The organism is Mesorhizobium sp. M0408 (genome assembly GCF_040321495.1).
Taxonomy (GTDB): Bacteria; Pseudomonadota; Alphaproteobacteria; order Rhizobiales; family Rhizobiaceae; genus Mesorhizobium.
Window position 1 is genome coordinate 88,745 of the sequence record NZ_JAMYRO010000018.1, and the last position, 22,560, is coordinate 111,304.

The 22,560-nt window shown below is 63.6% G+C and carries 24 protein-coding genes and 1 riboswitch; of the genes, 11 read left to right on the forward strand and 13 right to left on the reverse strand.

Annotated elements, in window-relative coordinates:
• Positions 1 to 86: 86 nt before the first annotated feature.
• Positions 87 to 851, forward strand: a complete 765-nt coding sequence (locus NKI67_RS21430; protein WP_352570567.1) for a YdcF family protein — start codon at positions 87 to 89, stop codon at positions 849 to 851.
• 15 nt (positions 852 to 866) lie between these two features.
• Here the strand turns inward: NKI67_RS21430 and NKI67_RS21435 are convergent, their stop codons facing one another.
• Positions 867 to 1,487, reverse strand: coding sequence for a pyridoxamine 5'-phosphate oxidase family protein (locus NKI67_RS21435; RefSeq protein WP_352570568.1), 621 nt, complete (start codon positions 1,485 to 1,487; stop codon positions 867 to 869).
• Positions 1,488 to 1,618: 131 nt separating this feature from the next.
• Between NKI67_RS21435 and NKI67_RS21440 the strand changes: the two genes are divergently transcribed.
• Both NKI67_RS21440 and NKI67_RS21445 read left to right on the forward strand, forming a co-directional pair.
• Positions 1,619 to 2,527, forward strand: coding sequence for a LysR family transcriptional regulator (locus NKI67_RS21440; RefSeq protein ID WP_352570569.1), 909 nt, complete (start codon positions 1,619 to 1,621; stop codon positions 2,525 to 2,527).
• A 107-nt stretch (positions 2,528 to 2,634) separates the two neighbouring features.
• Entirely contained in the window at positions 2,635 to 3,435 is an 801-nt protein-coding gene (locus NKI67_RS21445; protein ID WP_352456697.1) for a lysophospholipid acyltransferase family protein, read from the forward strand.
• Between the two features lie 27 nt (positions 3,436 to 3,462).
• Here the strand turns inward: NKI67_RS21445 and NKI67_RS21450 are convergent, their stop codons facing one another.
• Both NKI67_RS21450 and NKI67_RS21455 read right to left on the reverse strand, forming a co-directional pair.
• Positions 3,463 to 4,083, reverse strand: coding sequence for a LysE family transporter (locus NKI67_RS21450; RefSeq protein ID WP_352456698.1), 621 nt, complete (start codon positions 4,081 to 4,083; stop codon positions 3,463 to 3,465).
• 78 nt (positions 4,084 to 4,161) lie between these two features.
• Positions 4,162 to 5,109 carry an aldo/keto reductase gene (locus NKI67_RS21455; protein ID WP_352570571.1) on the reverse strand — a complete coding sequence of 316 codons (948 nt, stop codon included), beginning with the start codon at positions 5,107 to 5,109 and terminating at the stop codon, positions 4,162 to 4,164.
• Positions 5,110 to 5,453: 344 nt separating this feature from the next.
• On the opposite strand from NKI67_RS21455, the gene NKI67_RS21460 reads away from it, so the two are divergent.
• Positions 5,454 to 6,434, forward strand: a complete 981-nt coding sequence (locus NKI67_RS21460) for a quinone oxidoreductase family protein (RefSeq protein WP_023677915.1) — start codon at positions 5,454 to 5,456, stop codon at positions 6,432 to 6,434.
• Positions 6,435 to 6,478: 44 nt separating this feature from the next.
• On the opposite strand, the gene NKI67_RS21465 is transcribed toward NKI67_RS21460, so the two are convergent.
• Positions 6,479 to 7,012 carry a gamma-glutamylcyclotransferase gene (locus tag NKI67_RS21465; RefSeq protein WP_352616048.1) on the reverse strand — a complete coding sequence of 178 codons (534 nt, stop codon included), beginning with the start codon at positions 7,010 to 7,012 and terminating at the stop codon, positions 6,479 to 6,481.
• A 114-nt stretch (positions 7,013 to 7,126) separates the two neighbouring features.
• Between NKI67_RS21465 and NKI67_RS21470 the strand changes: the two genes are divergently transcribed.
• Positions 7,127 to 8,128: a DUF2125 domain-containing protein gene (locus NKI67_RS21470; RefSeq protein WP_352621622.1), complete on the forward strand. Its 1,002-nt coding sequence runs from the start codon at positions 7,127 to 7,129 to the stop codon at positions 8,126 to 8,128.
• 134 nt (positions 8,129 to 8,262) lie between these two features.
• Here the strand turns inward: NKI67_RS21470 and NKI67_RS21475 are convergent, their stop codons facing one another.
• Positions 8,263 to 9,198, reverse strand: a complete 936-nt coding sequence (locus tag NKI67_RS21475) for a prephenate/arogenate dehydrogenase family protein (protein WP_352646677.1) — start codon at positions 9,196 to 9,198, stop codon at positions 8,263 to 8,265.
• A gap of 6 nt (positions 9,199 to 9,204) precedes the next feature.
• Positions 9,205 to 10,314: a histidinol-phosphate transaminase gene (gene hisC / locus NKI67_RS21480; RefSeq protein ID WP_023677911.1), complete on the reverse strand. Its 1,110-nt coding sequence runs from the start codon at positions 10,312 to 10,314 to the stop codon at positions 9,205 to 9,207.
• Positions 10,315 to 10,452: 138 nt separating this feature from the next.
• A riboswitch (SAM riboswitch) is annotated at positions 10,453 to 10,530 on the forward strand.
• Positions 10,531 to 10,622: 92 nt separating this feature from the next.
• Between hisC and metX the strand changes: the two genes are divergently transcribed.
• Together metX and metW are read left to right on the forward strand one after the other, a co-directional pair.
• Complete coding sequence (gene metX, locus NKI67_RS21485; RefSeq protein WP_023677910.1) at positions 10,623 to 11,792, forward strand: homoserine O-acetyltransferase MetX; 1,170 nt, start codon at positions 10,623 to 10,625, stop codon at positions 11,790 to 11,792.
• 115 nt (positions 11,793 to 11,907) lie between these two features.
• Positions 11,908 to 12,522, forward strand: a complete 615-nt coding sequence (metW, locus tag NKI67_RS21490) for a methionine biosynthesis protein MetW (protein WP_023677909.1) — start codon at positions 11,908 to 11,910, stop codon at positions 12,520 to 12,522.
• 25 nt (positions 12,523 to 12,547) lie between these two features.
• On the opposite strand, the gene NKI67_RS21495 is transcribed toward metW, so the two are convergent.
• On the reverse strand, positions 12,548 to 12,910 hold the full coding sequence (locus tag NKI67_RS21495; protein WP_352646717.1) for a DUF1330 domain-containing protein: 363 nt from the start codon (positions 12,908 to 12,910) through the stop codon (positions 12,548 to 12,550).
• Positions 12,911 to 13,102: 192 nt separating this feature from the next.
• Between NKI67_RS21495 and NKI67_RS21500 the strand changes: the two genes are divergently transcribed.
• Together NKI67_RS21500 and NKI67_RS21505 are read left to right on the forward strand one after the other, a co-directional pair.
• Positions 13,103 to 13,849 carry an SDR family NAD(P)-dependent oxidoreductase gene (locus NKI67_RS21500; protein WP_352452472.1) on the forward strand — a complete coding sequence of 249 codons (747 nt, stop codon included), beginning with the start codon at positions 13,103 to 13,105 and terminating at the stop codon, positions 13,847 to 13,849.
• Between the two features lie 42 nt (positions 13,850 to 13,891).
• Positions 13,892 to 14,917 carry an RNA polymerase subunit sigma-70 gene (locus NKI67_RS21505; RefSeq protein WP_352577240.1) on the forward strand — a complete coding sequence of 342 codons (1,026 nt, stop codon included), beginning with the start codon at positions 13,892 to 13,894 and terminating at the stop codon, positions 14,915 to 14,917.
• A gap of 18 nt (positions 14,918 to 14,935) precedes the next feature.
• Here the strand turns inward: NKI67_RS21505 and NKI67_RS21510 are convergent, their stop codons facing one another.
• The 3 genes from NKI67_RS21510 to NKI67_RS21520 all read right to left on the reverse strand — a co-directional run bounded on the left by NKI67_RS21510 (position 14,936) and on the right by NKI67_RS21520 (position 18,551).
• Positions 14,936 to 15,742: a DUF1194 domain-containing protein gene (locus tag NKI67_RS21510; protein ID WP_023677905.1), complete on the reverse strand. Its 807-nt coding sequence runs from the start codon at positions 15,740 to 15,742 to the stop codon at positions 14,936 to 14,938.
• 76 nt (positions 15,743 to 15,818) lie between these two features.
• Positions 15,819 to 17,651 carry an ABC transporter ATP-binding protein/permease gene (locus tag NKI67_RS21515; protein WP_352646680.1) on the reverse strand — a complete coding sequence of 611 codons (1,833 nt, stop codon included), beginning with the start codon at positions 17,649 to 17,651 and terminating at the stop codon, positions 15,819 to 15,821.
• 117 nt (positions 17,652 to 17,768) lie between these two features.
• On the reverse strand, positions 17,769 to 18,551 hold the full coding sequence (locus NKI67_RS21520; protein WP_352646682.1) for a class I SAM-dependent methyltransferase: 783 nt from the start codon (positions 18,549 to 18,551) through the stop codon (positions 17,769 to 17,771).
• A gap of 98 nt (positions 18,552 to 18,649) precedes the next feature.
• On the opposite strand from NKI67_RS21520, the gene gloB reads away from it, so the two are divergent.
• A complete protein-coding gene (gloB, locus tag NKI67_RS21525; protein ID WP_352451211.1) occupies positions 18,650 to 19,417 on the forward strand; it encodes a hydroxyacylglutathione hydrolase in 768 nt (255 codons plus the stop codon).
• 21 nt (positions 19,418 to 19,438) lie between these two features.
• Positions 19,439 to 19,867, forward strand: a complete 429-nt coding sequence (locus NKI67_RS21530) for a cupin domain-containing protein (protein WP_352591166.1) — start codon at positions 19,439 to 19,441, stop codon at positions 19,865 to 19,867.
• Positions 19,868 to 19,871: 4 nt separating this feature from the next.
• On the opposite strand, the gene NKI67_RS21535 is transcribed toward NKI67_RS21530, so the two are convergent.
• From NKI67_RS21535 to NKI67_RS21545, 3 genes are read right to left on the reverse strand one after another with little or no spacing between them, the layout of a single operon-like run.
• Positions 19,872 to 20,543, reverse strand: coding sequence for a lysoplasmalogenase family protein (locus NKI67_RS21535; protein ID WP_352646684.1), 672 nt, complete (start codon positions 20,541 to 20,543; stop codon positions 19,872 to 19,874).
• Positions 20,540 to 21,427 carry an aromatic amino acid exporter YddG gene (yddG, locus tag NKI67_RS21540; RefSeq protein ID WP_352646686.1) on the reverse strand — a complete coding sequence of 296 codons (888 nt, stop codon included), beginning with the start codon at positions 21,425 to 21,427 and terminating at the stop codon, positions 20,540 to 20,542. Before yddG ends, NKI67_RS21535 begins: the two co-directional genes overlap by 4 nt.
• 41 nt (positions 21,428 to 21,468) lie before the next feature.
• Positions 21,469 to 22,260: a DUF3108 domain-containing protein gene (locus NKI67_RS21545; RefSeq protein ID WP_352646687.1), complete on the reverse strand. Its 792-nt coding sequence runs from the start codon at positions 22,258 to 22,260 to the stop codon at positions 21,469 to 21,471.
• Positions 22,261 to 22,560: the final 300 nt, after the last annotated feature.

Sequence of the window (22,560 nt, forward strand, 5' to 3'; positions counted from 1 at the left end):
GAAAGATCGATCACGGATGAAAACGCATCGTCACGAAAATTGCATTTTTTTCCTACCAAAGGCCGTATTTCGGGATTAACCATTTCATGATGGACGTTCGGGACTCGACCGATACCGCTGGATGCATGCCAGTGCTGGTTGCGCGCCCGCCTGTATTCGCCGAGCCTGATGAATTTGCCAAGCCGGGTCAGTTCGCCAAACATGGGCGGCTGCTGGCAGCCCGCTCCTTGCGCATCTCGGCTCTCCTTCTGCTCGCCTTTATGGCGCTGTTTGTCGCCGGCTTCGGCTGGTTCGCCAATACCGTCAGCCGCCTGACTACGCCCGCCAATCCGGCAAGGGCCGACGCTATCATCGTGCTGACCGGCGGCCAGTCGCGCCTCGACGCTGCGATGGGCCTGCTTGCGTTAGGCAAGGGCGAGCGGCTGCTGATCAGCGGCGTCCATCCCTCCGCCAGCCGCCGCCAGCTTCAGGCCGCGACCGGCGGCGACAAGAGGCTGTTTTCCTGCTGCGTCGACATCGACCGCGCCGCGCTCGACACGATCGGCAATGCCGAGGAAAGTGCCAAATGGGTCGAGGACCATGCCTACGGCACGGTCATTCTCGTCACCAACAATTATCACATGCCGCGCAGCCTGCTGGAAATGGGCCGGCTGCTGCACGGCGCCAGGCTCGAACCCTATCCGGTGGTCAACACCAACCTCGAGAATGGCGGCTGGCTGACCAAGCCAGAAGCGCTACGCGTGCTGTTCACCGAATATAACAAATACCTGCTGGCGCTGGCGCGCGGCATCATGCCGGTGAAGCAATCGCCCAACGGCGTCACGCTGGCCGACGCCGCGGGCGGAAGCTGAACGGCACCGGCACTTTTATTCCCTAGCTGCTGCACCCGAGCGCAAGCGTGCGATCTCCTGTTCGAGCCGTTCGATGCGCTTGTCGCGTTCGCCCAGCGCCGCCGCCACGTCGGCCGCTTCGAAACGCTGCGGGATGTGCTGCGAGCAATTTGAATCCCAAGCCGAAACCGTAAACAGGATGACCTGCTCGGGTCGCGCCTTATAGTCTTGCGGCATCAGCTTTGCCGTCAGCTCGGCATCGCCCTCGACGACTTGCGCTTTGCCCCAGATCTTGATGCGCTGCCGGTGCGCATAATCGATCAGGAATAGGAAAGCCTGTGGGTTGTCGCTGAGGTTGCCCTGGGTGATGAACTGCCTGTTGCCGGAAAAATCGGCAAAGCCGATCGTCCGTTCGTCGAGCACCTTGAGGAAACCGGCAGGCCCGCCGCGATGCTGGATGTAAGGCTGCCCGTCCGCATTGGCGGTCGACAGAAAGACGCTGGTCTGCGCCTCGATGAAGGCGGCGAGATCGGGCGTGATTGCCGCCTGCCAGCCGCCACGCTCCTCGACACGGGCATAGGCCTGGCGCGAGCCCTTGCGCGCCTGAATCGCCTTCACCGTCGGGGTGAAAGCAACATCGCTGGTGTGAGCGTTCATGGAAGCCTCCTCAAGCGCCGAGCTGCGCTGCATTGCTAGTCAGGAAATAGGTCCTTCCATCTTCGAGATGCAGATGCCATATCTGCAATCTATCCTTCCGTTTTTCGGGAGGGCAACTTTTCGGGAGAGCTATGGATCGCCTCCAGTCCATGTCGCTTTTCGTTGCCGCGGCAGAGACAGGCAGCCTCTCGGCTGCCGGGCGCCGCTTCGGCATTCCGCTGACGACGGTCAGCCGCAAGGTTTCGGACCTGGAAAAGCACCTGAAGACACGGCTGTTGAACCGCTCGGCGCGGCAGCTGTCGCTGACCGATGCAGGCCACGCCTATCTCGCCGCCTGTCGTCGCATTCTCGATGAGGTCGGCGAGGCCGAGCGAATAGCCGCCGGCGAATACAATGCCCCGACCGGCGAACTGATCGTCACTGCGCCGATCGTCTTCGGCCGCCTGCATGTGCTGCCGGTCGTCACCAGCTTCCTCTCCGTCTATCCTGAGGTAGGTGTGCGGCTGACACTCGCCGACCGGATAACCCAGTTGGTCGAAGAGCACATCGACCTCGCCATCCGCATCGGCGAGCTTGCCGATTCGAGCCTGATCGCCACCCGCCTGGGTTCAATCCGCCGCGTCGTTTGCGCGAGCCCGGCCTATCTCGCCGAGCACGGCACGCCGAAAACGCCGCAAGAGCTTGCAGCGCACAGTGCCATCACCTTTGAAGGGCTCACCGCTGCCAGTTGGACCTTCGCCACCGGCAAGGCCGAATTCGCCGTGCCGGTCCGCTCCAGGCTACGGGTCAACACCGCTGAGGCAGCGATCGATGCGGCGATTGCCGGCGTCGGCGTGACGAGGCTGCTTTCCTACCAGATCGCCGCCGCAGTCCGGTCGGGTACGCTGCGCCCGGTGCTGCAAGAGTTTGAGCCCGACCCATGGCCGGTGAGCCTCGTCCATGCCGGCCAAGGGCTACTGCCGGTGAAGCTGCGCGCATTCCTCGACTTCGCCGCCCCGCGCCTGAGACAGCGCCTGCTGCAGGCCGCGTGGCAAACGTGAAGAAGACGGCCCATCGCAAGGCCGGGCCGATCGCCCGCCTCGCAGCGTTTCCTTTTTGCCGGCGCTTGGTGTAACCAACGCACACCTCCTCACCGGGCACATGCTGTATGCTGTATTTCCGCTCGCTGGCGTTCAATCTCGCCTTCTACCTCAATTTGATCGTCCAGATGATCCTCTGGACCCCGTATTATTTCCTGTCGCCACGCCATCGCGCCTGGTTCGTGCCGAAATTCTGGTCGCGCACCAGCATGTGGCTCTACGACAAGATCGCCGGCACCAGAAGTGAGATCACCGGCCAGGAAAACCTGCCTGAAGGCTCCTTCATCCTGGCGCCGAAGCACCAGTCCTTCTGGGACACGATCGCTTTCCTGCCGTATCTCGACGATCCCGTTTACATATTGAAACGGGAGCTGACCTGGATCCCGTTCTTCGGCTGGTACATTTTGAAGATGCGGATGATTCCTGTCGACCGCGGCAGCCGCTCGAAGGCATTGAAGACGGTGATCGCCGCGACCAAACAGGAATTGGCGCGCAATCCGCGCCAGCTGATCATCTATCCCGAGGGCACCCGCCGGGCGCCGGGCGACGAACCGGTCTACAAATACGGCATCGTCGAACTCTACGCGCAACTTGGCATTCCGGTGGTGCCGGTCGCTCACGTCGCCGGCCTCTATTGGCCGCGCCGCAAGTTCCTGCGCTATCCCGGCACGATCAAGGCGCGCTTCCTGCCACCGATCCCGCCCGGCCTCGGCAAGGACGAATTTATGCAACGGCTGATCGGCGAGACGGAGGCCGCCTGCGACCAGCTTCTCGTCGAGGCGGCGCAGACGCCGAACCCGCCGCCGATGCCGCCGACGGCAATGAAACGGCTTGGTGAGCTGGATGCGAAACCTGAATTGAAAGGCTGAAACAACGGCCTCAGATGCCACAAAGACTTATGGCAGGGCAGCCAGCGCGGCCGTCGCAACCAGCGTCACGGCAAACACCAGATTGATGATCCGCGACGCCAAGGGTTTGCGCAACAAACGTGCAAAAGCCGCGCCGGCGAGAAGCCACAAGAGATGAATGGCAACAATCATCAAGGCGAGGACCGCCAGCTTGGCTGAAATAGCAAGACCGCCGGTGCCGGAAGACGCGCCGGCAAACACGGCGGCAATCGCCACATAGGCTTTCGGATTGGCAACGGCCAGAAGGAACCCGCCCAGGAAAGTGGGAAGCGCCGCCCCACCAATGCGTGCCGCCAGTGGCGGCGCCGTCGCTATCTTGAACGCCAGATAGAGGATGTAGGCTGCTGACGCGACCGCCAACAGCGCTGCGAGCTTCGGCAGCGCGGTGAGAACGGCCATGATGCCCGTCGCCACCACCAAAAGCACGAGGACCGTCCCGACAACGATTCCCGAGGCATAACGGAGCGAATCGCGCAGGCCGAATGCGGCGCCGATCGCGGTGACACTTATCGTCGCCGGCCCCGGGCTGCCCATAACGATGGCCGATGCCAGCACAAGCGCCAGCAATTGCTGCCATAGCTGCTGATCGAGAAGACCCTGTCCGGCCATGCGACGTCCCTGCATCCTGCGACGATGCAGGGACGGTAGGGCAAGGCAGCGGCGCCGGTCTTGAACGATCGTGCGCGGCTATGCGCTGGCCTTGTCGAGCTCGGCGATATCGTCCGGGCTGAGCTGCAACGACGCGGCACGCACCAGGCTGTCGAGCTGGTCGAGCGTCGTCGCGCTGGCGATCGGAGCGGTGACGCCGGGCCGTGCCATGACCCAGGCAAGCGCCACTTCCGCTGGCTTGGCCGAATGTCTGGCTGAAACGGCATCGAGCGCTGAGAGAATGCGCATGCCGCGGGTGTTGAGATAGCCTTTCACACCGCCACCGCGCAGGCTTTTGCCGAGGTCGGCCTCGCTGCGGTACTTGCCGCTCAGAAACCCCTTGGCGAGGCTGAAATAGGTGATGACGCCGATGTCCTCGGCCGCGCACAGATCACGCAGCGGACCATCGAAGGACGAGCGGTCGTAAAGGTTGTATTCCGGCTGCAGCACCTCGTAGCGCGGCAGGCCGCGCAGGCTTGCTACGTCGAGTGCGGCCCGCAACTGGGCGGCGTCGAGGTTGGAAGCGCCGGCATAACGGATTTTGCCCTTGTCGAGCAGTTTCTGGTAGGCGCCGAGCGTTTCTTCATAGGGAGTGGCCGGATCAGGCCAGTGCGACAGATAGAGATCGATTGTATCGACCTGCAGCCGCTTCAGCGTGGCGTCGATGGCCTTTTCGATGTAGGCGGCGGACAGATCCCTCTTGCCCTGCCCCATATCCGAACCGACCTTGGTGATAACGACAACCTTGTCGCGGTTGCCGCGGCTTTTCATCCATTTGCCGATAATGGTTTCGGATTCGCCGCCCTCGTGGCCGGGAATCCAGCGCGAATAGGAATCGGCCGTGTCGATGGCGTTGAGGCCAGCGTCGACAAAGCGGTCGAGCAGGTCGAACGAGGTTTTCTCATCGGCGGTCCAGCCGAACACATTGCCGCCCAGAACCAATGGCGCGATGGATAGGTCGGTGCGACCGAGACGACGTTTCTGCAAGGCTGATCTCCATAGTGATTCATGCTGGGGCGGGTGGGAGCCGCCGACCGAGCTAACCTATGTCGCACCGTGGCAACGTCAAACGCATAGCCTCTTTTCCAGCCCGCCGGCGCTTCACAAAACCGCGACCCGCCGCGCCGTGTCGGGCTTCAAGACGCTGTCCCGAATTTCCAAACCAGTACCCTCTGAGGAAACAATCTGGCAAGTTTAGCACATAGATTGTCAAATCTGCCAATTCAGACCTTTGCCGGCCGACCGTAGGTTCCGCCGCGCCGACGCAAGTCTCGGCACGATCTGGCCAAGCACAGACTGTTTGCCCCGGATCGTTTGTTGTGGAGACCGGAATGAAAGCAATTGTATTTGACGCTATCGGCTCGCCGCGCGACGTGCTCTATGTGGACGACCTGCCGATGCCGCGGATCGGCGACGGCGAGGTGCTGGTCAGGATGGTCTCGGCATCGATCAATCCGGGCGACTTCCTGTTTATCCAGAACCTCTATCCCGAACCGAAGAAGCCGCATTTTCCCCGGCAGATCACGGGAAACCATGGCGCCGGCATCGTCGAAGCCGTTGGCGCGGACGTTTTGCTGGAACCGGGGACGCTTGTCGCATTCAGCTATTATGGCAGTTGGGCCGAGTACGCGGCGATTCCCGCCGAATGGCTGATCCCGTTGCCTGCCGGCTATCCGGTCGAACGCGCCGGGCAGATGGTGAACCCCATTACCGCGTGGGATCTGCTGGTGGATTCCCGTGTGCGGCCTGGCCAGTGGCTGGCTGTCACGGCCGGCTATTCGTCAATTTCGACAATGGTGATGCAGTTCGCCCAACGACGCGGCATCAACGTCATCGCTCTTGTGCGGCGCTCGCACCAAAGCTTCGACCTGAAGGCGCTTGGCGCCGCCGCCACTCTTGACCTTTCGGAGTTGAAGGCAAGCATCCGGGAAGCGGTGATGGATATCACCGGTGGCGCCGGATTGAACGGGATTATCGACAATGTCGGCGGACCTGTCAGCGGCGAATTGATCCGCACCCTGGCGCTTGGCGGACAGATGGTGATCAATGGCGGCATGAGTTCCGAGCGCTTCGAACTGCACAATTTCGATGTCTTGCTGAGCGGCGTTGAAATCAGGGCAAATATCTATCGCTACTTCTTTTCGCCGCCTGCCGAAGCCGACCGGCCTGTCCTACGCAAGATCATCGACACCTTCGGCCAGCCGGGCTTCCACGTCCCTGTCGGCGGTCTCCACGCGCTGACCGAGTTCAAGCTTGCCGTGGCAAACAGTCTGGATCGCGCCGATCTCGGAAAACAGATTTTCAGGATGTAGCCCGCTTCACGACACCGAAAACATCATGGTAACGATAAAAGGCGCTACGTCGCGATCCGTCTCGTCACGTCTTCCAGCCAGTGGTCGCTTATACCCAGTGCTTCGAGGTGCTCCAGCGTGCTGAGCACGTAATCCTCATTCCTCCCCGACTGGCCGACGGCGCCGCGAACGACGGCCGCCGCCTCGGCCGGGTCGAGCGCACCGGCATATTGCTCATGGCTGCGGTCCACGACATAGGCGACGGCGTCGACCGTCTTGCCCCCATCCGTTTCACCCTTGTCGAGGCGAACGCTGAGCACACGTTCGAGATAGACGTTGGTGACCAGCTCGCGTTCGCGCAGATAGGTAATGACCTCGTTGCGCAGCTCGCCTGGAACCCGGAACGCCAGCCCGATGCAGGAGCCTCCGCGGTCAAGGCCGAGCACCAGGCCCGGCCGTTCGCGCGTGCCGCGATGCACGAAAGAATAGACGCACAGCGAACGGCGGTAGCCATGCAGGCGGGCGCGCCGCGTCTCGACATGTGCGAATCCCGGTCGCCAGATCAGTGAGCCGTAGCCAAAAACCCAAAAATCGCCCATATCGCCAAGCCTGATTGTGACGACTACCTCACCGGTGGTGTTTCAGTCCGTCTACCTGTTGGTGCCGCAAGCGACAGCCCACCCGTGCCACCCCGCGTTAACGAAAGCCGCAGCATGACGTCAAGTGACGAGCGCCCGCCGCCCAGCCAACGTCGCCGCCTGTTGTGGCTTGCCGCTTTCATTCTCGTGCTGTTCGGCATCTACAGCGCGGGCTGGTTCTACCTGGCGGACCTGGTCGAGAGCGCAACCAAAAAGGCGGTCGCCGATCTCGACGACAAAGGCATCAAGGCCGACTGCGCCAATCTCGCGGTCAGCGGCTATCCCTTCAGCTTCACCGTTTCCTGCGACAGCCTGGCTTACGAGGACGACAGCCGCAACGTCGCGGCATCGACAGGCAAGATCAACGCCGCCACGCAGATCACCCGGCTTCTGTCGCCTGCCGCCGAGCTCAGGGGGCCGCTCAGGACCTCAGTTCCCGGCATGACCCCGCTCTGGATCGACTGGGATGATCTGCGGGCCGACATGAAGCTGTCCTGGCCGCTGCCGAGGCGCCTCTCGCTGCAGGCAGAAGGCCTGTCCGGCCAGACCGATCCGGCAGACGACACCGATCCCGTCTCGCTGTTCAGCGCCGGAACCGCCACCGGGCAATTGCGCCCAAACGGCCCGGACATCGACTATGCCGGCAATTTCACCGATCTTGAAATCGACGCGGCGGCCATCGGCGGCCGCGTCTTGCCGCCGCTCGACGGCAGCGGCGACGTGACGCTGAAGAACGGCGTCACGCTGATCAAGGCAAATCCGAAGAGCCTGCGCGGCAAGGCGGCCGAAATCCACGAGCTCGATCTGTCGTCCGGAACTGCGCGCATCACCGTTTCCGGACCGCTGTCGGTCGATGACGACGGTCTCATAAATGCCGACCTGACGATCAGGCTCAATGATCCAAAGGCCGTGGCGGCGATCCTCGCCACCGCCATCCCCGAGCAGAAGAAAGAGATCCAGACCGGCTTTGCCGGACTGGCGCTGCTCGGCAACCAGCCGTCGATGCCGCTCAAGATCGTCAGGGGCAAGGCCTCGCTCGGCTTCATCCCGCTCGGCAAGATCAAGCCGCTCGACTAGAGCAATTCCAGGAAAAGTGTGAAACGGTTTTCCGTCCGGAATTGCGCAAAAACAAAGAGATAGAGCGGTTCGGCGTGTCTGTGAAACGATGAACCGCTCTAACCCGGGCCGGCCTGCGATCGGCCTGCCGCGGCTTATCCCTTCGGCGGGTGTTCGACTGCCTGGCGGCCGAAATCCGGTATGTCGATATCCTGGCCGGCCTCGATGATCGAGCGGCGGACGGCGCGGGTGCGGGTGAACAGGTCGAACAGTTTTTCGCCGTCGCCCCAGCGGATCGCCCGCTGCAGCGAGGACAGATCCTCGGAAAACCGCGCCAGCATTTCGAGAATGGCGTCCTTGTTGTGCAGGCAGACGTCGCGCCACATGGTCGGGTCGGACGCCGCGAGACGGGTGAAGTCGCGAAAGCCGGAAGCCGAGTATTTGATGACCTCGGACTTGGTCACCGACTCCAGATCGTCGGCGGTACCGACGATATTGTAAGCGATGATATGCGGCAGGTGCGAAACGATGGCCAGCGTCATGTCGTGATGCTGCGGGTCCATCGTGTCGATGTTGGAGCCGCAGCAGCGCCAGAATTCCGAGAGCTTTTCCAGTGCTGCGGGATCGGTGCCGGGCAGCGGCGTGAAAATGCACCAGCGGTTCTCGAACAGTTCGGCAAAACCGGCGTCCGGTCCCGATTTTTCGGTGCCGGCCAAAGGATGGCCGGGGATGAAGAGCACGCCATCAGGCACGTGCGGCTGCATCTGCGCGATCACCGACGCCTTGGTCGAGCCGACATCGGTGAGGATGGCGCCCTTCTTCAGCGCCGGCGCGATCTCTGCGGCGACCGTGCCTGAAGAGCCGACCGGCACCGAAACGATAACCAGATCAGCATCGCGAACCGCCTCTTTCGCATCCGTCGTATAGGTGTCGCCAAGGCCGAGTTGGCTCGCGCGTGCCAGCGTCGCGTCGCTGCGCGTCGAAATCGCGACTTGGCCGGCGAGTCCCTCGCGGCGGATGACGCGGGCCAGCGACGAGCCGATCAGGCCGATGCCGACCAGCGCGATCTTTTCGAACATCGGTGAGGTCATGGTGTTCTAGCTTTTCAGGAATGTCGCGAGTGCTGCGACAACGCCGCGATTGGCCTCTTCGGTGCCGATGCTCATGCGCAGCGCGTTCGGAAAACCGTAGCCGGAAACGCGCCGCAATATGTAGCCGCGCGCACTGAGGTAGTCGTCGGCGGCCGCCGCCGAATGCTTTTTGTCCTCGGGAAAGTGGATGAGGATGAAATTGCCGACGCTCGGCGTCACCCGCAGCCCGAGCCCGCTTAGTTGCTCGCTCAGCCAGGCTAGCCAGGTCTCGTTGTGCGCGACGCTGCGTTGGATATGGGCGCGGTCGTGGATCGCCGCGATGCCGGCCTCGATCGCCGTCGCATTGACGTTGAAAGGCCCGCGCACGCGGTTGATCGCGTCGATGACGTGCATTGGCGCATACATCCAGCCGATCCGCGCCCCGCCCAGGCCCAATTTGGAGAAAGTGCGGGTCATGACCACGTTTTCCGCGCTGCCCACCAACTCGACGCCGGCTTCATAATCGTTTCGCCGGACATATTCGGCGTAAGCTGCATCCAGCACCAGAAGCACGTTTCGCGGCAGGCCGGCATGCAGGCGGCGCACCTCCTGGAACGGCACGTAGGTGCCGGTTGGATTGTTTGGATTGGCAAGGAAGATGATCCGGGTAGCCGGCGTCACCGCGGCGAGGATCGCATCGATGTCGGCGCGTTCATCGGTCTCCTTGACCGTTACCGGGACGGCACCGGCCGACTGTATGTAGATCTTGTAGACCATGAAGCCGTGTTCGGTGATGATGGCTTCGTCGCCGGGTGCGAGATAGGTCTGCGCCAGCAGGCCCAGAATCTCGTCGGAGCCGTTGGAGCAGACGATGTTCGCCGGGTTGAGCCCGTGCACCTCGGCGATCGCTTCCCTCAGGCGCCTGGCGCTGCCGTCGGGATAGACCGCGAGCTTGTCGGCGACCGCGCGCGCGGCCTCTATCGCCTTTGGCGAAGGACCGAGCGGGTTCTCGTTCGCCGACAATTTATGGACCTTGGCGACACCTTCAGGCGCCGCGCTCTTGCCGGGCACATAGGCTTCGATGTCCATGATGCCGGCGCGGGGCCTTGGACGTGTCTGATCCGGTGTCTGGCTCATTTCATGAAATCCGTCGAGAGTGCCTCCATCCGGAGGCCGCAGCGGAAATACAAGCCGTGGCTCGGAATGTCGAGGGGCGGCAATTCGGGATCAAGAACTTGCCGTTGACGAAGCCATGCGTCGGTCCTAGAAGAGCAGCAACAGTTCCGTGGTGATTTGGCCGGTCGGCTTGCAGCCACGTTAAACAACTTGCTAAAGGGCCGTTTGCATCTTGTAACCGGCTTTGCGAAGGCATGGCCGGTTTTTTGTTGCCCTGACTGGCTGTTGCCCAGACCGGCGGACAACGGAAGGCCGGGCAAGGAGATGTAATGGTCGCTTTGCGCGCTCGAAAAACCAACAACGAGGCCGACCAGCCGTCGAGCCCGGTGTTGCGTTTCGGCGCCGACAAGCCGCTCAAGCTCGACGCCGGCACGCTGCTGTCGCCGTTCCAGATCGCCTACCAGACCTATGGCACGCTCAACGACGCGCGCTCCAACGCCATCCTCGTCTGCCATGCGCTGACCGGCGACCAGCACGTCGCCAACACCAATCCCGTGACCGGCAAGCCGGGCTGGTGGGAAGTGCTGATCGGCCCCGGCAAGATCATCGACACCGACCGTTTCTTCGTCATCTCGTCAAACGTCATCGGCGGCTGCCTCGGCTCCACCGGCCCCGCCTCGACAAATCCCGCCACAGCCAAGCCTTACGGGCTCGACCTGCCGATCATCACCATCCGCGACATGGTGCGGGCGCAGTTGATGCTGGTCGAGCATTTCGGCATCGAACAGTTGTTCAGCGTGCTTGGCGGCTCGATGGGCGGCATGCAGGTGCTGCAATGGGCCTCCAGCTATCCCGAGCGCGTCTTCTCGGCGCTGCCGATCGCGACCGGCGCCCGCCATTCTTCGCAGAACATCGCCTTCCACGAGGTCGGCAGGCAGGCGGTGATGGCCGACCCCGATTGGCACGGCGGCAAATATTTCGAGCATGGCAAGCGGCCGGAAAAGGGGCTGGCGGTGGCGCGCATGGCCGCCCACATCACCTATCTGTCGGAAGCAGCGCTGCATCGCAAGTTCGGCCGCAACCTGCAGGACCGCGAAGCGCTGACCTTCGGTTTCGATGCCGACTTCCAGATCGAGAGCTATCTGCGCCATCAGGGCATGACCTTCGTCGATCGCTTCGATGCCAACTCCTATCTCTACATGACCCGGGCGATGGACTATTTCGATCTCGCCGCCGACCATGGCGGCCGGCTGGCCGATGCCTTCGCCAGCACCAAGACGCGCTTCTGCCTGGTTTCGTTCACCAGCGACTGGCTGTTCCCGACCGAAGAGAGCCGCTCGGTCGTGCACGCGCTGAACGCGGCCGGCGCCTCGGTATCGTTCGTCGAAATCGAGACCGACCGCGGCCACGACGCCTTTCTGCTCGACGAGCCCGAACTGTTCGCCGCCATCAAAGGCTTCATCGCCTCGGCCGCTCGGGCGAGAGGGCTCGGCGCATGACCCCGAAAAGTTGCCGGCTTTTCGGATCAGGACCATGCGCCAGGCATCAGCGCATGACCCCGAAAAGTTGCAGACTTTTCGGATCAGGATCATGCGCCAGGCAAGAGGCGAACGCATGAGCGTCAACCGCGCCCAGCGCGTCGACCTCGAAGTCGTCGCCGATCTCATCCCGCCGCAGTCGCGGGTGCTGGATGTCGGTTCCGGCGACGGCCTGCTGCTCGAATTGCTGCAGGCGACCAAGAAGGTCGATGGCCGCGGCCTGGAGCTGTCGCAGCGCGGCGTCAACGAATGCGTGGCGCGTGGCCTGTCGGTCATCCAGGGCGATGCCGACAAGGATCTCCAATTCTATCCCGACAAGGGCTTCGACTTCGTCGTCTTGTCGCAGACCTTGCAGGCGACACGCAATCCGAAGCTGGTGCTCGACGAACTGCTCCGGATCGGCAACCGCGCCATCGTCTCATTCCCGAATTTCGGCCACTGGCGGGTGCGCTTTTCGTTGCTCTTCAACGGCCGCATGCCGGTGACCAGGGACCTGCCCTATTCCTGGTATGACACCCCCAACATCCATTTCTGCACCATTCGCGATTTCGTCAATCTGTGCGACGAGCTTGGCGCGACGGTGGAAAAGGCGACCGCGCTCGACGCCAATGGCCAGCGGATCGGCTTCTCGATGCCGTGGTGGTTCTGGAATTTTTTCGGCCAGCAGGCGGTGTTTCTGCTGAAACGATAAGAGCCAATCGTCGCAGATCGTCCCCTTATTCGAGAACGTCGGTGGCCTTGTGCGGATGCGCAACGCCATCGACCAGGACCACGTCGGACTGAGAATTCTCGGTGCGCAGCGGCAAGATCTCCTGATAGGCGCGCGAGCGGTACCATGCGCGCGCCTGCTGCATGTCTGGAAATTCGATCATGACGAGGTGGCCCGGCCAGGTGTTTTCAACGACTTCCACCTCGCCTCCGTGCACCACGAAGCGGCCGCCAAACGGTTCCAGCGTTTCATCGATCTTGTGCAGGTACTCGACGATCTGCGGCCCCGGCGTGACCTGGCGCATATGGGCGACGGCATAGGCGGTCGTGGCGTATCTCCTTGTGGTCGAAGGCCGGACAACCGGCTTGATGGGAGCAGTTTGCCGAGACGTAATGCGCTGGTCGATTACCCCAGAGGTAATGACACTGAATACAAAAACGAAGCGCGGCTGCCGTCACCTGAAAGATATTTCCGCCTGGCACCGATGATTTCCACCCACCTGCGCTGTCCTTATCGATGAGCGCGCCTGGATGGTCCGGCGGCCGGGAACGAGAGGTGATCCATGGGATCGTTGCAAAATCAGAATGTCGTCGTCGTCGGAGGCAGCCGTGGTGTCGGCCGCTCGATCGCGGAGGCGGCTCTCAAGGAGAAAGCGACGGTGCTGGCCGTTGCCCGCGGAAAACAGGCCCTGGCGCAATTTGCCTGGGAGGTCTCGGGCGTGAAGACGCTCGCGGTCGATGCTACGGTGGACTCCGCCCCGGATAAGGTCTTCGCCGCGCTTGAGCCGGACGTGCTGGTGATCTGCGCAGGTGCGCTGGCGCCTTCTGCGCCGGTGCATGAACAGAACTGGAAGGCGTTCTCGGCAAATTGGGACACGGACGTCAAGGCGTCGTTCCTGTTTTGCCGGGCCGCTCTGCGGCGTCCGCTCAAGCCGGGGACCCGGATCGTTCTGATCTCCAGCGGCGCGGCCTTGACCGGCGGACCACCGAACGCCGGCGGCTATGCCGGCGCAAAACGCATGCAGATGTTCCTGGCCGGTCATAGCCAGAAGGAGGCCGACCGGCTTGGCCTCGGCCTGCGCTTCATGGCGCTCGCGCCGATGCGCATCATGCCGGAAACCGGCGTGGGCAAGGCCGGCGTCGACAGCATAGCGGCCTATATGGGCATCCAGCCGGCGGACTTCATCGCCGCCATGACCGACATGCAAACGCCGGCCGATGTCGGACGGGCGGTGGTCGCACTCGCCACCGGCCAGCCGCAAGGCAGTTCCTTCATGGTGAGCGGCAGCGGGCTTGCCCCGGCCGCCTGAGGGGCGCGTAATGCAACGCTCGCTCGTAACCGCACAAGCCACATGACAGACGCTCAACCACCTCTGGAACCATCACGCCAGCCGATCCTCGATCGGCTGGCCTTCGAGAGGGTCACGGCCGCGCATCGCCGCGAGCTCAAGCTGCATTGTTATCGCATGATGGGTTCGCTGCACGAGGCCGACGACCTCGTCCAGGACACGTTGCTTCGCGCCTGGCGCGCAAGATCAGAGTTCGACGGGCGAGGTTCGGTTCGCGGTTGGCTCTACATGATCGCCACCAACGCTTGCCTCAACGCCATCAAGGCGAGGTCGAGGGCGCGTCGCATTCTCCGGGAACCCGGACGGCCGCCCTCGCACGGGGCGGCCATAGGCGGGCCGGTAGCCGACATCGCCTGGCTGGAGCCCTACCCCGACGCCGAGCTTCCAGACATTGCCGGCAGCGAGCCAGGTCCGGAAGCCCGTTACGAGAGCCGCGAGGCCGTCCAGCTCGCCTTCGTCGCGGCGATCCAGGATCTGCCGCCCAGGCAGCGCGCCGCGCTGCTGCTTGCCGACGTCCTCGGATGGTCGGCCGTCGAGACGGCGCGTTTGCTGGGCGGATCGACGGCTTCGATCAACAGCGCGTTGCAGCGCGCCCGCGCAACCCTTGCAGCGCGCTATCCTCAGGGACGGCCGGCCAGCCGATCACGGCCCAGCCCCGAAGAAGGCCTGCTGCTCGAACGCTACATGCAGGCTTGGCAGGCCGCCAATCTCGACAGCTTGATCGAGCTGCTGCGTGAGGACGCCATCTATACCATGCCGCCTTGGCGTGAATGGTATCAAGGCCGCGAAGCGATCCGCGGTTTCTTCGAGACCGTCTGGCCGAGGTTTGGCGGCTTTCGCACGCTGGCCACCCGTGCCAATGCCCAGCCGGCGGTCGGGGTTTATTCCCGCAGCCACGACGGCCCTGAATGGCGGGCCCATTCCCTGCATGTGTTCGACGCAGCCGAGGGCGGGATCGCTTCCTTGACGATCTTCATAGGGCCGCTCGGGCCATCTCTGTTCCCGGCCTTCGGCCTGCCACCAGCTTAGCTTACCCCTGGGCCAGCCTTATCGGTCGAGTTCCGGGAAATATGGGTCCGAGAAAAACCTTCGGTCGCGCTCGCCTTGCAGGCAGTCGATCGGTGCGTCGATGCGGATCGTCCTCGGATCCACCTTGGGATACTCGATGCCGCTGACCTCGAGGATCAGTTTGCGGCGAGTGGCGGTGGCGAATTCGGAAGCAGCATAGATCGGCAGCACGAACGAGCCCGGCCCGCCGGTGACGCATTCGGCATAGTACCGGTCGAGATGGCTGAAGGTGGGTGACGGGCTGATCAGGATCGGCAGCCCGTTGATGACGATGCCCTTCGCCAGCGCCGCATCGCGTGCCGTTGTGACCGGCAAGCCGGTGTTGTTTGGGCCGTCCCCCGAGACGTCGATGACGCGGCGTTTGCCGGTGAAGGCCGTGCCGTTGAAAAGCTCGGCACCGAAAGCCACAGCACCGGAAATCGAGGTGCCGCGAAAGCTCCTGAACGGGCGGGCCGCGATCTTGTCGGCGAAAGCGTTGGCGCTCTCCTTGCTGTCGACGACCTGCCAGGCAATGACCGCATCGTCGCGGATGGTGCCGGCCCATTCGAAATAGGCGATGGCGATGCGGCCGAAGGTGCCGGCACGCACGGCGTTGATGAAGTCGGGGTGGCGCAGCGCCGCGACATAGCCGGCGCGCTGCAGGGCAAACTCCCTTTCATCCATCGACTGCGAGATGTCGACGGCCAGCACCAGCTCGACATCGACGGCAATTGCATTGGCCGGTGCGGCCGCAGGTGCCGCCGGGGTGCAGGCAAGGCAGGCGAGCAGGGCGAGAGCGTCAAGCATGGCCGATCGGAACGTTCCCATCTGAAACGATCGCGACAGTTTTTCGCCGCGATCGCGGCGAAATAAAGCTTGCCTTCTATTTCTTTCGGCCAGCCGAAACGACAACCGGGGGCGGTTCGATGGCACCTGCCCTGATACGGGCCGGCTTGAGTGGCGGCTGGCCGGCATCCTTGACGATGGTCAACGCCCGCCGGAAGAAGCGGGCATTGTGCTGGCCGCGGCCGATATTGAGGATCGCGGCGTCGGGAAGGCGCTTCTCCAGCATCGACAGCACTTGCCTCAGCGTTGGGCCGTCGAACGCGTCCAGCGCCTCGTCGATGATCACCCATTTCGGCCGTCGCAAGGCCAGCCTGGCAAAGGCCAGCAGACGCTGCTCGTCGTCGCTGAGCTCACGCTCCCAGCGCGCCGAGCGATCGAGCGAGGACGACAGGCGTTGCAGCCCGACATCGGCCAGCACCTCCGAGATCTCGGCATCGCTCGCCTCCGCCGCGCCGTCTGAATGGTTGAGCACCTCGCGCAGCTTGCCGAGCGGGAAATAGGGGGTACGCGGAACAAAGATCGGCGCTTCTCCGGCCGGCATGCCGATCCGTCCGCTGCCCCATGGCCACAGACCGGCAATGGCCCGGAAGAACAGCGTCTTGCCGGCGCCCGGATCTCCGGTGATCATGACCCGGTCGCCGGCGCGGATTTCGACATGCGGCTCGGCAAGCTTGGTGCATCCCTCCGGCGAGGCGACCTCGAGTTTCTCGAAGGTCAGGCTGCCGTCCGGGTTTTCGCCGAACGAAATGCGCCTTTCCGTATGGTGCAGCGCGTCGGTGTCGCCAAGCGCGATGCGAAAGTCGGCGACCCGCATCAGCGTAGCGCGCCAATCGGCGATGCCGCCGATATTGTTGATGAACCAGCGCAGCGACGAATGGACCTGGTTGAAAGCGCCGACGGCCATCATCAGGCCGCCAAAGCTGATATCGCCGGCGAAATAGACCGGTGAGGCGACCAGGATCGGTGCGACGACAGTGATCCAGCCATAGGTGTCGGTAACCCAGGAAAGATTGATCTGGGCGCTGTAGATGCGCCGCATGGCGCCCAGCACCATGCCGAGATCGAATTCGAGCCGGCGCCTGGCATCGGCCTCGCCATGCGCCAGCGCGATGGCATCGACATTCTCGTTGACGCGAACCACCGAGGAGCGCAGTTCCGCCTCACGCGTATAGCGATCGTTGTTGAAGCGGATCAACGGTCGCCCGACCAGCCAGCTCAACCAGGAGGCGGTGCCAGCATAAAGGATCGCCGCCCAGACCATGTAGCCGGGTATGGCCAGCGAATGGCCGCCTATGTGGAAGACGAAGCCGGAAGACAGCGACCACAGGACCCCAACGAACGAGGCAAGCAGGATGCAGGACTGCAGCAGGCCGATGCCAAGACCGGTGGAAAGATCGGAGAGATGCCCGGCATCCTGCTGCAGGCGCTGGTCGGGATTGACGCCGATGGCGCCGGCATGGGTCAGCCGGAAGGCACGCGCCGGCCGCATCCATTCGTCGATCAGGTCGAGCGTCAGCGCCTCGCGCAGCTTCAGGCGGAGCATCTGGTCGAGCCAGGTCTGGCCGACATTGAGCACCACAAGCCCGCCGGCGATGCCGGCAAAGACCAGAAGCTGATGCAGGAAAGCCGGCATGTCGCGCCGCGCCAGCGCGTCGTAGAAAGGCTGGTTCCAGCGATTGAGCAGAACCTGCCCGATCGAGCTCGCCACGATGACGGCGACGATGCCGATCGATGCCCAAAGCAATTGTTTTCGCACCGGCGAGGTGGTCAGCGCTATCTTGATTGTTGCCAGCTGCTCACGCAGGCTGCTGGCTTCGATCGACGTGGCAAGCTTCTGGGCGCTGGCCTCGACATCCGGACGATCATCCATCGGTTAAATCCTTGCATTCGGAGCAATGCCAAACCGGTCATAGGGATCGGCCGCACGGCCTTCAATCGGACAGCAAACCTGATATCGTCAGATAGGCGTGAAAAAGCACGTCTCGGATCACGAACGCGTCATCCTGGCGGTGCCGGGTGTTCGGCCCGCGACAGCCCGGCCAAGCGTCGGCGCGCCATGCGGCGAGAGAACCGGCACGAAGACGCGGCGGGACGCGCGCTGGGCAACCGGCACGCCTTGATAGAGCCGCTTCTGCGCCTCGACGACGATAACGCCGGAGAAGATCGGCCAGAAGCGCCGGCCGGCGCGTTCCAGCACATTATGGAACTGCATCATGAAACGTCGCGGCGACGGCGGGAAGAACAGCGCATCGGACCACGCCGCCGGCGTGAAATTCGCTTCGCGCAGCAATTCGGTCAGCTGGCCGCGCGAGAACGGCCGGCCATTGCCGAAAGGCGTATGCTCGAAGCGTGCCCAGACACCGCGCCGGTTGGGCACGACGATGACGACACGGCCCGCCGGCGACAGCACCCGCCAGATCTCGTTCAGCGTCTCGCGTGGGTTCTCGACATGTTCGAGCGAATGGACGAGGAGCATGCGGTCGATGCAGGAATCAACCAGCGGCAGTTCCTCGTCGAAGACCAGCGCGGTCGCCGTCGGCCCGGTCGCCGGCCAGACCACCGCGCCCTGCGTCGCCGGCATGAAGGCAAAGACGCGCTCGGCATCGCTGCCGAAGCGCTCCAGCCACGGCAAGGTGTAGCCGAGGCCGACCAGCCGCTCGTTGGGCACGACGGCCCATATCGAGGACAGCGCCATGGTGATCGAGCGTTCGGCCAGGCGGCCGAGCGTGGTCGAATAAAACGAACGGAGATCGACAATGTCTGAATGCATGCGCGGAACGGTAGCTTCGAAGCAGTCCAAGTTCAACAAAGGCAGATGACATCGGCTGGCAGGCGCCCTATGTCTGCGGCAATAAAGGGAGAGATGCGATGCCGGTCGAGATCGAACAATTCATGTGCCGCAGCGACAATTTCGGCGTGCTGGTGCATGACCCGAAAAGCGGTCAGACGGCGCTCATCGATGCGCCCGAGGAGGCGCCCATCCTGGCGGCGATCAAGCGCACCGGCTGGACCCCGACGATGATCCTGACCACTCACCACCATCTCGACCACGTCGAGGCCAATCTGGCGCTGAAGGAGCGTTTCAAGCTGCGCATTGTCGGGCCGGAAGCCGAAAAGGCAAAGATTCCCGGCATCGACGAAACTGTCGAGCAAGGCTCGGTCGTCCATCTCGGCGACGAGCGGATCGAGGTCATCGCCACACCCGGCCATACCGCCGGCCATGTCACCTATCATCTGCCGGCGTCGAAAGTGGCTTTCGCCGCCGACACGCTGTTTGCGCTCGGCTGTGGGCGGCTGCTCGAATGCAAGCCGCCGGTGATGTACGAATCCCTGAAGAAGCTCGCGGCGCTGCCGGCCGAGACGGTTATCTATTGCGGCCATGAGTATACGCTGGCCAATGCCCGTTTCGCGCTCACCGTCGACCCGACCAATTCGGCGCTGAAAGAGCGCGCCGCCAAGGTCGAGGCGCTGCGCGCCGACGGCAAACCGACGCTGCCGACGACCATCGGCGAGGAACTGTCGACCAATCCGTTCCTGCGCTGGCACGATCCGGCGATCCGCAGGCATCTCGGCCTGGAGAAGGCCTCCGACGCCGAAGTGTTCGCCGAGATCCGCAAGCGCAAGGACAATTTCTGAGCGGCACCAGGAGCTAGGGTCGTGACCAGTTCCGCCGAAATCATCGCCCTGCTCGGCCTGAAGCCGCATCCGGAAGGCGGCTGGTATGCCGAGACCTTTCGCGACGGCGCGGCAGGCACGCGCGGCCATTCGACGGCGATCTATTTCCTCCTCGAGAAGGACCAATTGTCGGCCTGGCACCGGGTCAAGGACGCGGCCGAGGTCTGGCATTTCTATGACGGTGCGCCGCTGGCGCTGTCGATACATCGGGAAGGCGGTCCCGTCATCGAGGAGATCCTCGGTACGGCGCTTGCCGCGGGCGAGCGGCCGCAGATCGTCGTGCCGGCAGGCTGGTGGCAGTCGGCACGCAGCCTCGGCGAATGGACCCTGGTCGGCTGCACCGTGGCGCCGGGTTTCGATTTCTCCGCCTTCGAACTCGCCGAACCAGGCTGGCTGCCGGGCACGCCCTAGGCACCTAGCCCAGCAGGAAACCCAGCGTGATCGCCAGCTGGCCGACGTAATACAGCGCCCAGACCGCATGGCGCACCCAAATGCGGTGCGGCGAGATGGCGGGCAGCAGGAACTTTTCCACGGCGTGCAGCCCGTCGGACAGGATGAGCAGGACGACGCCGCCGACGACCCCGACGCTGTTCAGGGTGAGCGCCGCAATGCCCATGCCAAGCAGCGCCGCGGCATGGATGCCAATCGGCAAACGCAAGGCCGGGCCGATGCGGCGCCAGAGCGCGAAAAGCATCGCCAGCGCCGACACGATCATCGCCAGCACGATCGCTGCCCGCCACGGCTCGGCCGAAAGCAGCCCGAGGCCGCCGCCGGCACGCAGGAACAGCACGACGTAAAGCACGTGCGCGGCAAGAAAACTGGCCGTGCCGCCAAGAAATGCCTTCTCGCCGTCGCGCGACAGGAAGGCGTCGCCGATGGCACTGGCGCCGAGCGCGGCGACGAGCAGCCATGGGCCGCCCTGCTGCGCGACCAGCACCGCCAGCATCGCCACCGCCAATGTCCTTGCCGCCGACCGCGAAAGGCGCGGCGGCATGCCAAGGCTGAACGCGTAAATCACCGCCGCCGCCAGCGAAAACAGCAGCGTCGCATTGGCATTGGCATCGATGCCGCCGGGAAACGGCATCATGCGTTTGCCTCGCTCGTGGCCCTCTTGCGCAGGAACAGCGATTTCGCCGCCAGTGCCGCGCCGCCGGTGATCAGCACGCAAGCGGCGAGGATGCGCCATGACGGCTCGGCGAAGCCGGCTGATATCAGCACCAGCGTCGACAGCAGCGGCGCGGCATAGCTCGCCGCCCCCAGCACCTGGATGTTGCCGCGCTTGACGCCGATGTCCCAGGCATAGAACGCCGCCCCCACCGGCATCAGACCAAGGCCGAGCACGGCCAGCCACTGGCCGGCGCCGTTGGGCAGCACCGTTTCTTCCAGCAATAGATGGCAGATGAGCGAAAGTGCCGCGGTGGCGGCGCAGAACCAGGTGACGATGCTGGTCGGCACCGACGGGAAGCGCCGCGACAACAGCGAATAGGACGACCACAACACCGCGCAGGCGCCGGCCATGGCGTAGCCGAAGGCATAACGCGCATCGAAGGCAAGCCCGCCGCCCTTGGTGACGATCAGGACCGTGCCGGCAAGGCCGAGCAGCGCGCCGGCGACGTGGTTCCAGGCCAGCCGCTCGCCCGGCATCAGCGCCGACCCCAGCACGATCAGCAGCGGCCACAGATAGGCGATCAGGCTGGCCTCGACGGCCGGCGCATTGCGCAGCGCGGTGAAATAGAAGAAGTGGTAGCCGAACAGGCCGGCAATGCCGATCACCCAAACCTGGCGCGGTATCTTCGCGGCGCCATCGGCTGCCGGCATGAACAGCCGGGCAACCAGCCCGACGCAAGTGCCGATCGTAAAGGTGATTGCCGAAAGCAGGAACGGCGGCACGGCGCCCGAAGCATCCGTAAGCAGCGCCAGCAGCGCCCACATGGCGACCGCGGAGAAGCCGATCAGTGTTGCGCGCGCCATACCGTCGCCCCCTGCCCATCGTTGGCGGCGCACCATCACGCCTATTCGTTTGCTTCGAACCGCTCCGCGCTGATCGTCAACGGGCCGATTTGCGTGCTGACCGTGGCGCGGATCGGCGCATATACGCCGCTTTGGCCGACCGGTGCAAACGTCACCATGATGCGGCTGCGTTTCTTCAGGTAATTCAGCACCTTGCGGTTCTTGCGGTAGCCGGCCACCGGCTCGAAGCCCAGCCTGCAGGTGACCGTATCGCCCTTGTAGCCGGCCACCGAGATCGACCCTTTGGACTCGTAGGTCAGTTTGAGATCGGCACGCATTTCGCCGTCATAGAGCTTCACCGTGCGCCCGCAGACCTGGTCGAGGCTTTCGGCATGGATGACGGTGGCGGCCATCGGATCGAGGACCGATACGAGATGGCTGCCGACCAGCGGTATCCAATTCTCGGGATTGCGCTTCTTCGGCTCAGGCACGACCTTGGTCGAGGTGACGACGCCGTTGGCAAACTGGATGTCGATCATCGATGCCTTCTTGCCGGACGTGTAGTCGGCGTGGAACGCTTGCGGCTGCAACTGCTTGCCCGAAATCTTGCCCTTCGACGAGATCGTGCCTCGGGTATCGTCGAACAAAGTGGCGAGCCCGGCGGCGGAAACGCTGCCCTCGATCGAATAGGTGTCGCCCTCGTAATGGCTGGAGAATTTCGCCTTGGCCACGGAGAGGCCGAGGAACGACACCGAATATTCGCCCGTGAAGGATTGCGGCTCAGCGGCCGAAACCGTCGTCGACAGCGCGACGGCCATCAGCACGACCAGGGCATGGAGGAAAGAACGAGGCATGGCGGGTCCTTGATTGTCGACCGGACGGGCGGCTCCGGTCTGGCATGTCCCTGTGCGACCGCTTATAGGCTGAATTCCGGCCTTAATGTGAAAGGCGCCGTCGGCAGGCAACGGTGGGGCTGGTTGACGGCCAAAATAAAAAACCCGCCTCGGCGGGCGGGTCGTTGGAGCCAATTAGCACCATACCGAAATTAGTAGCATAGCTGCCGGCACAAAGCAAGAACAAAATGTGGCGCCCTCGACGAATTTGCCGATCTGCCTCGGCCCGGCAGAGGGAAAGGGTTGCGGCTTCACTCCAGC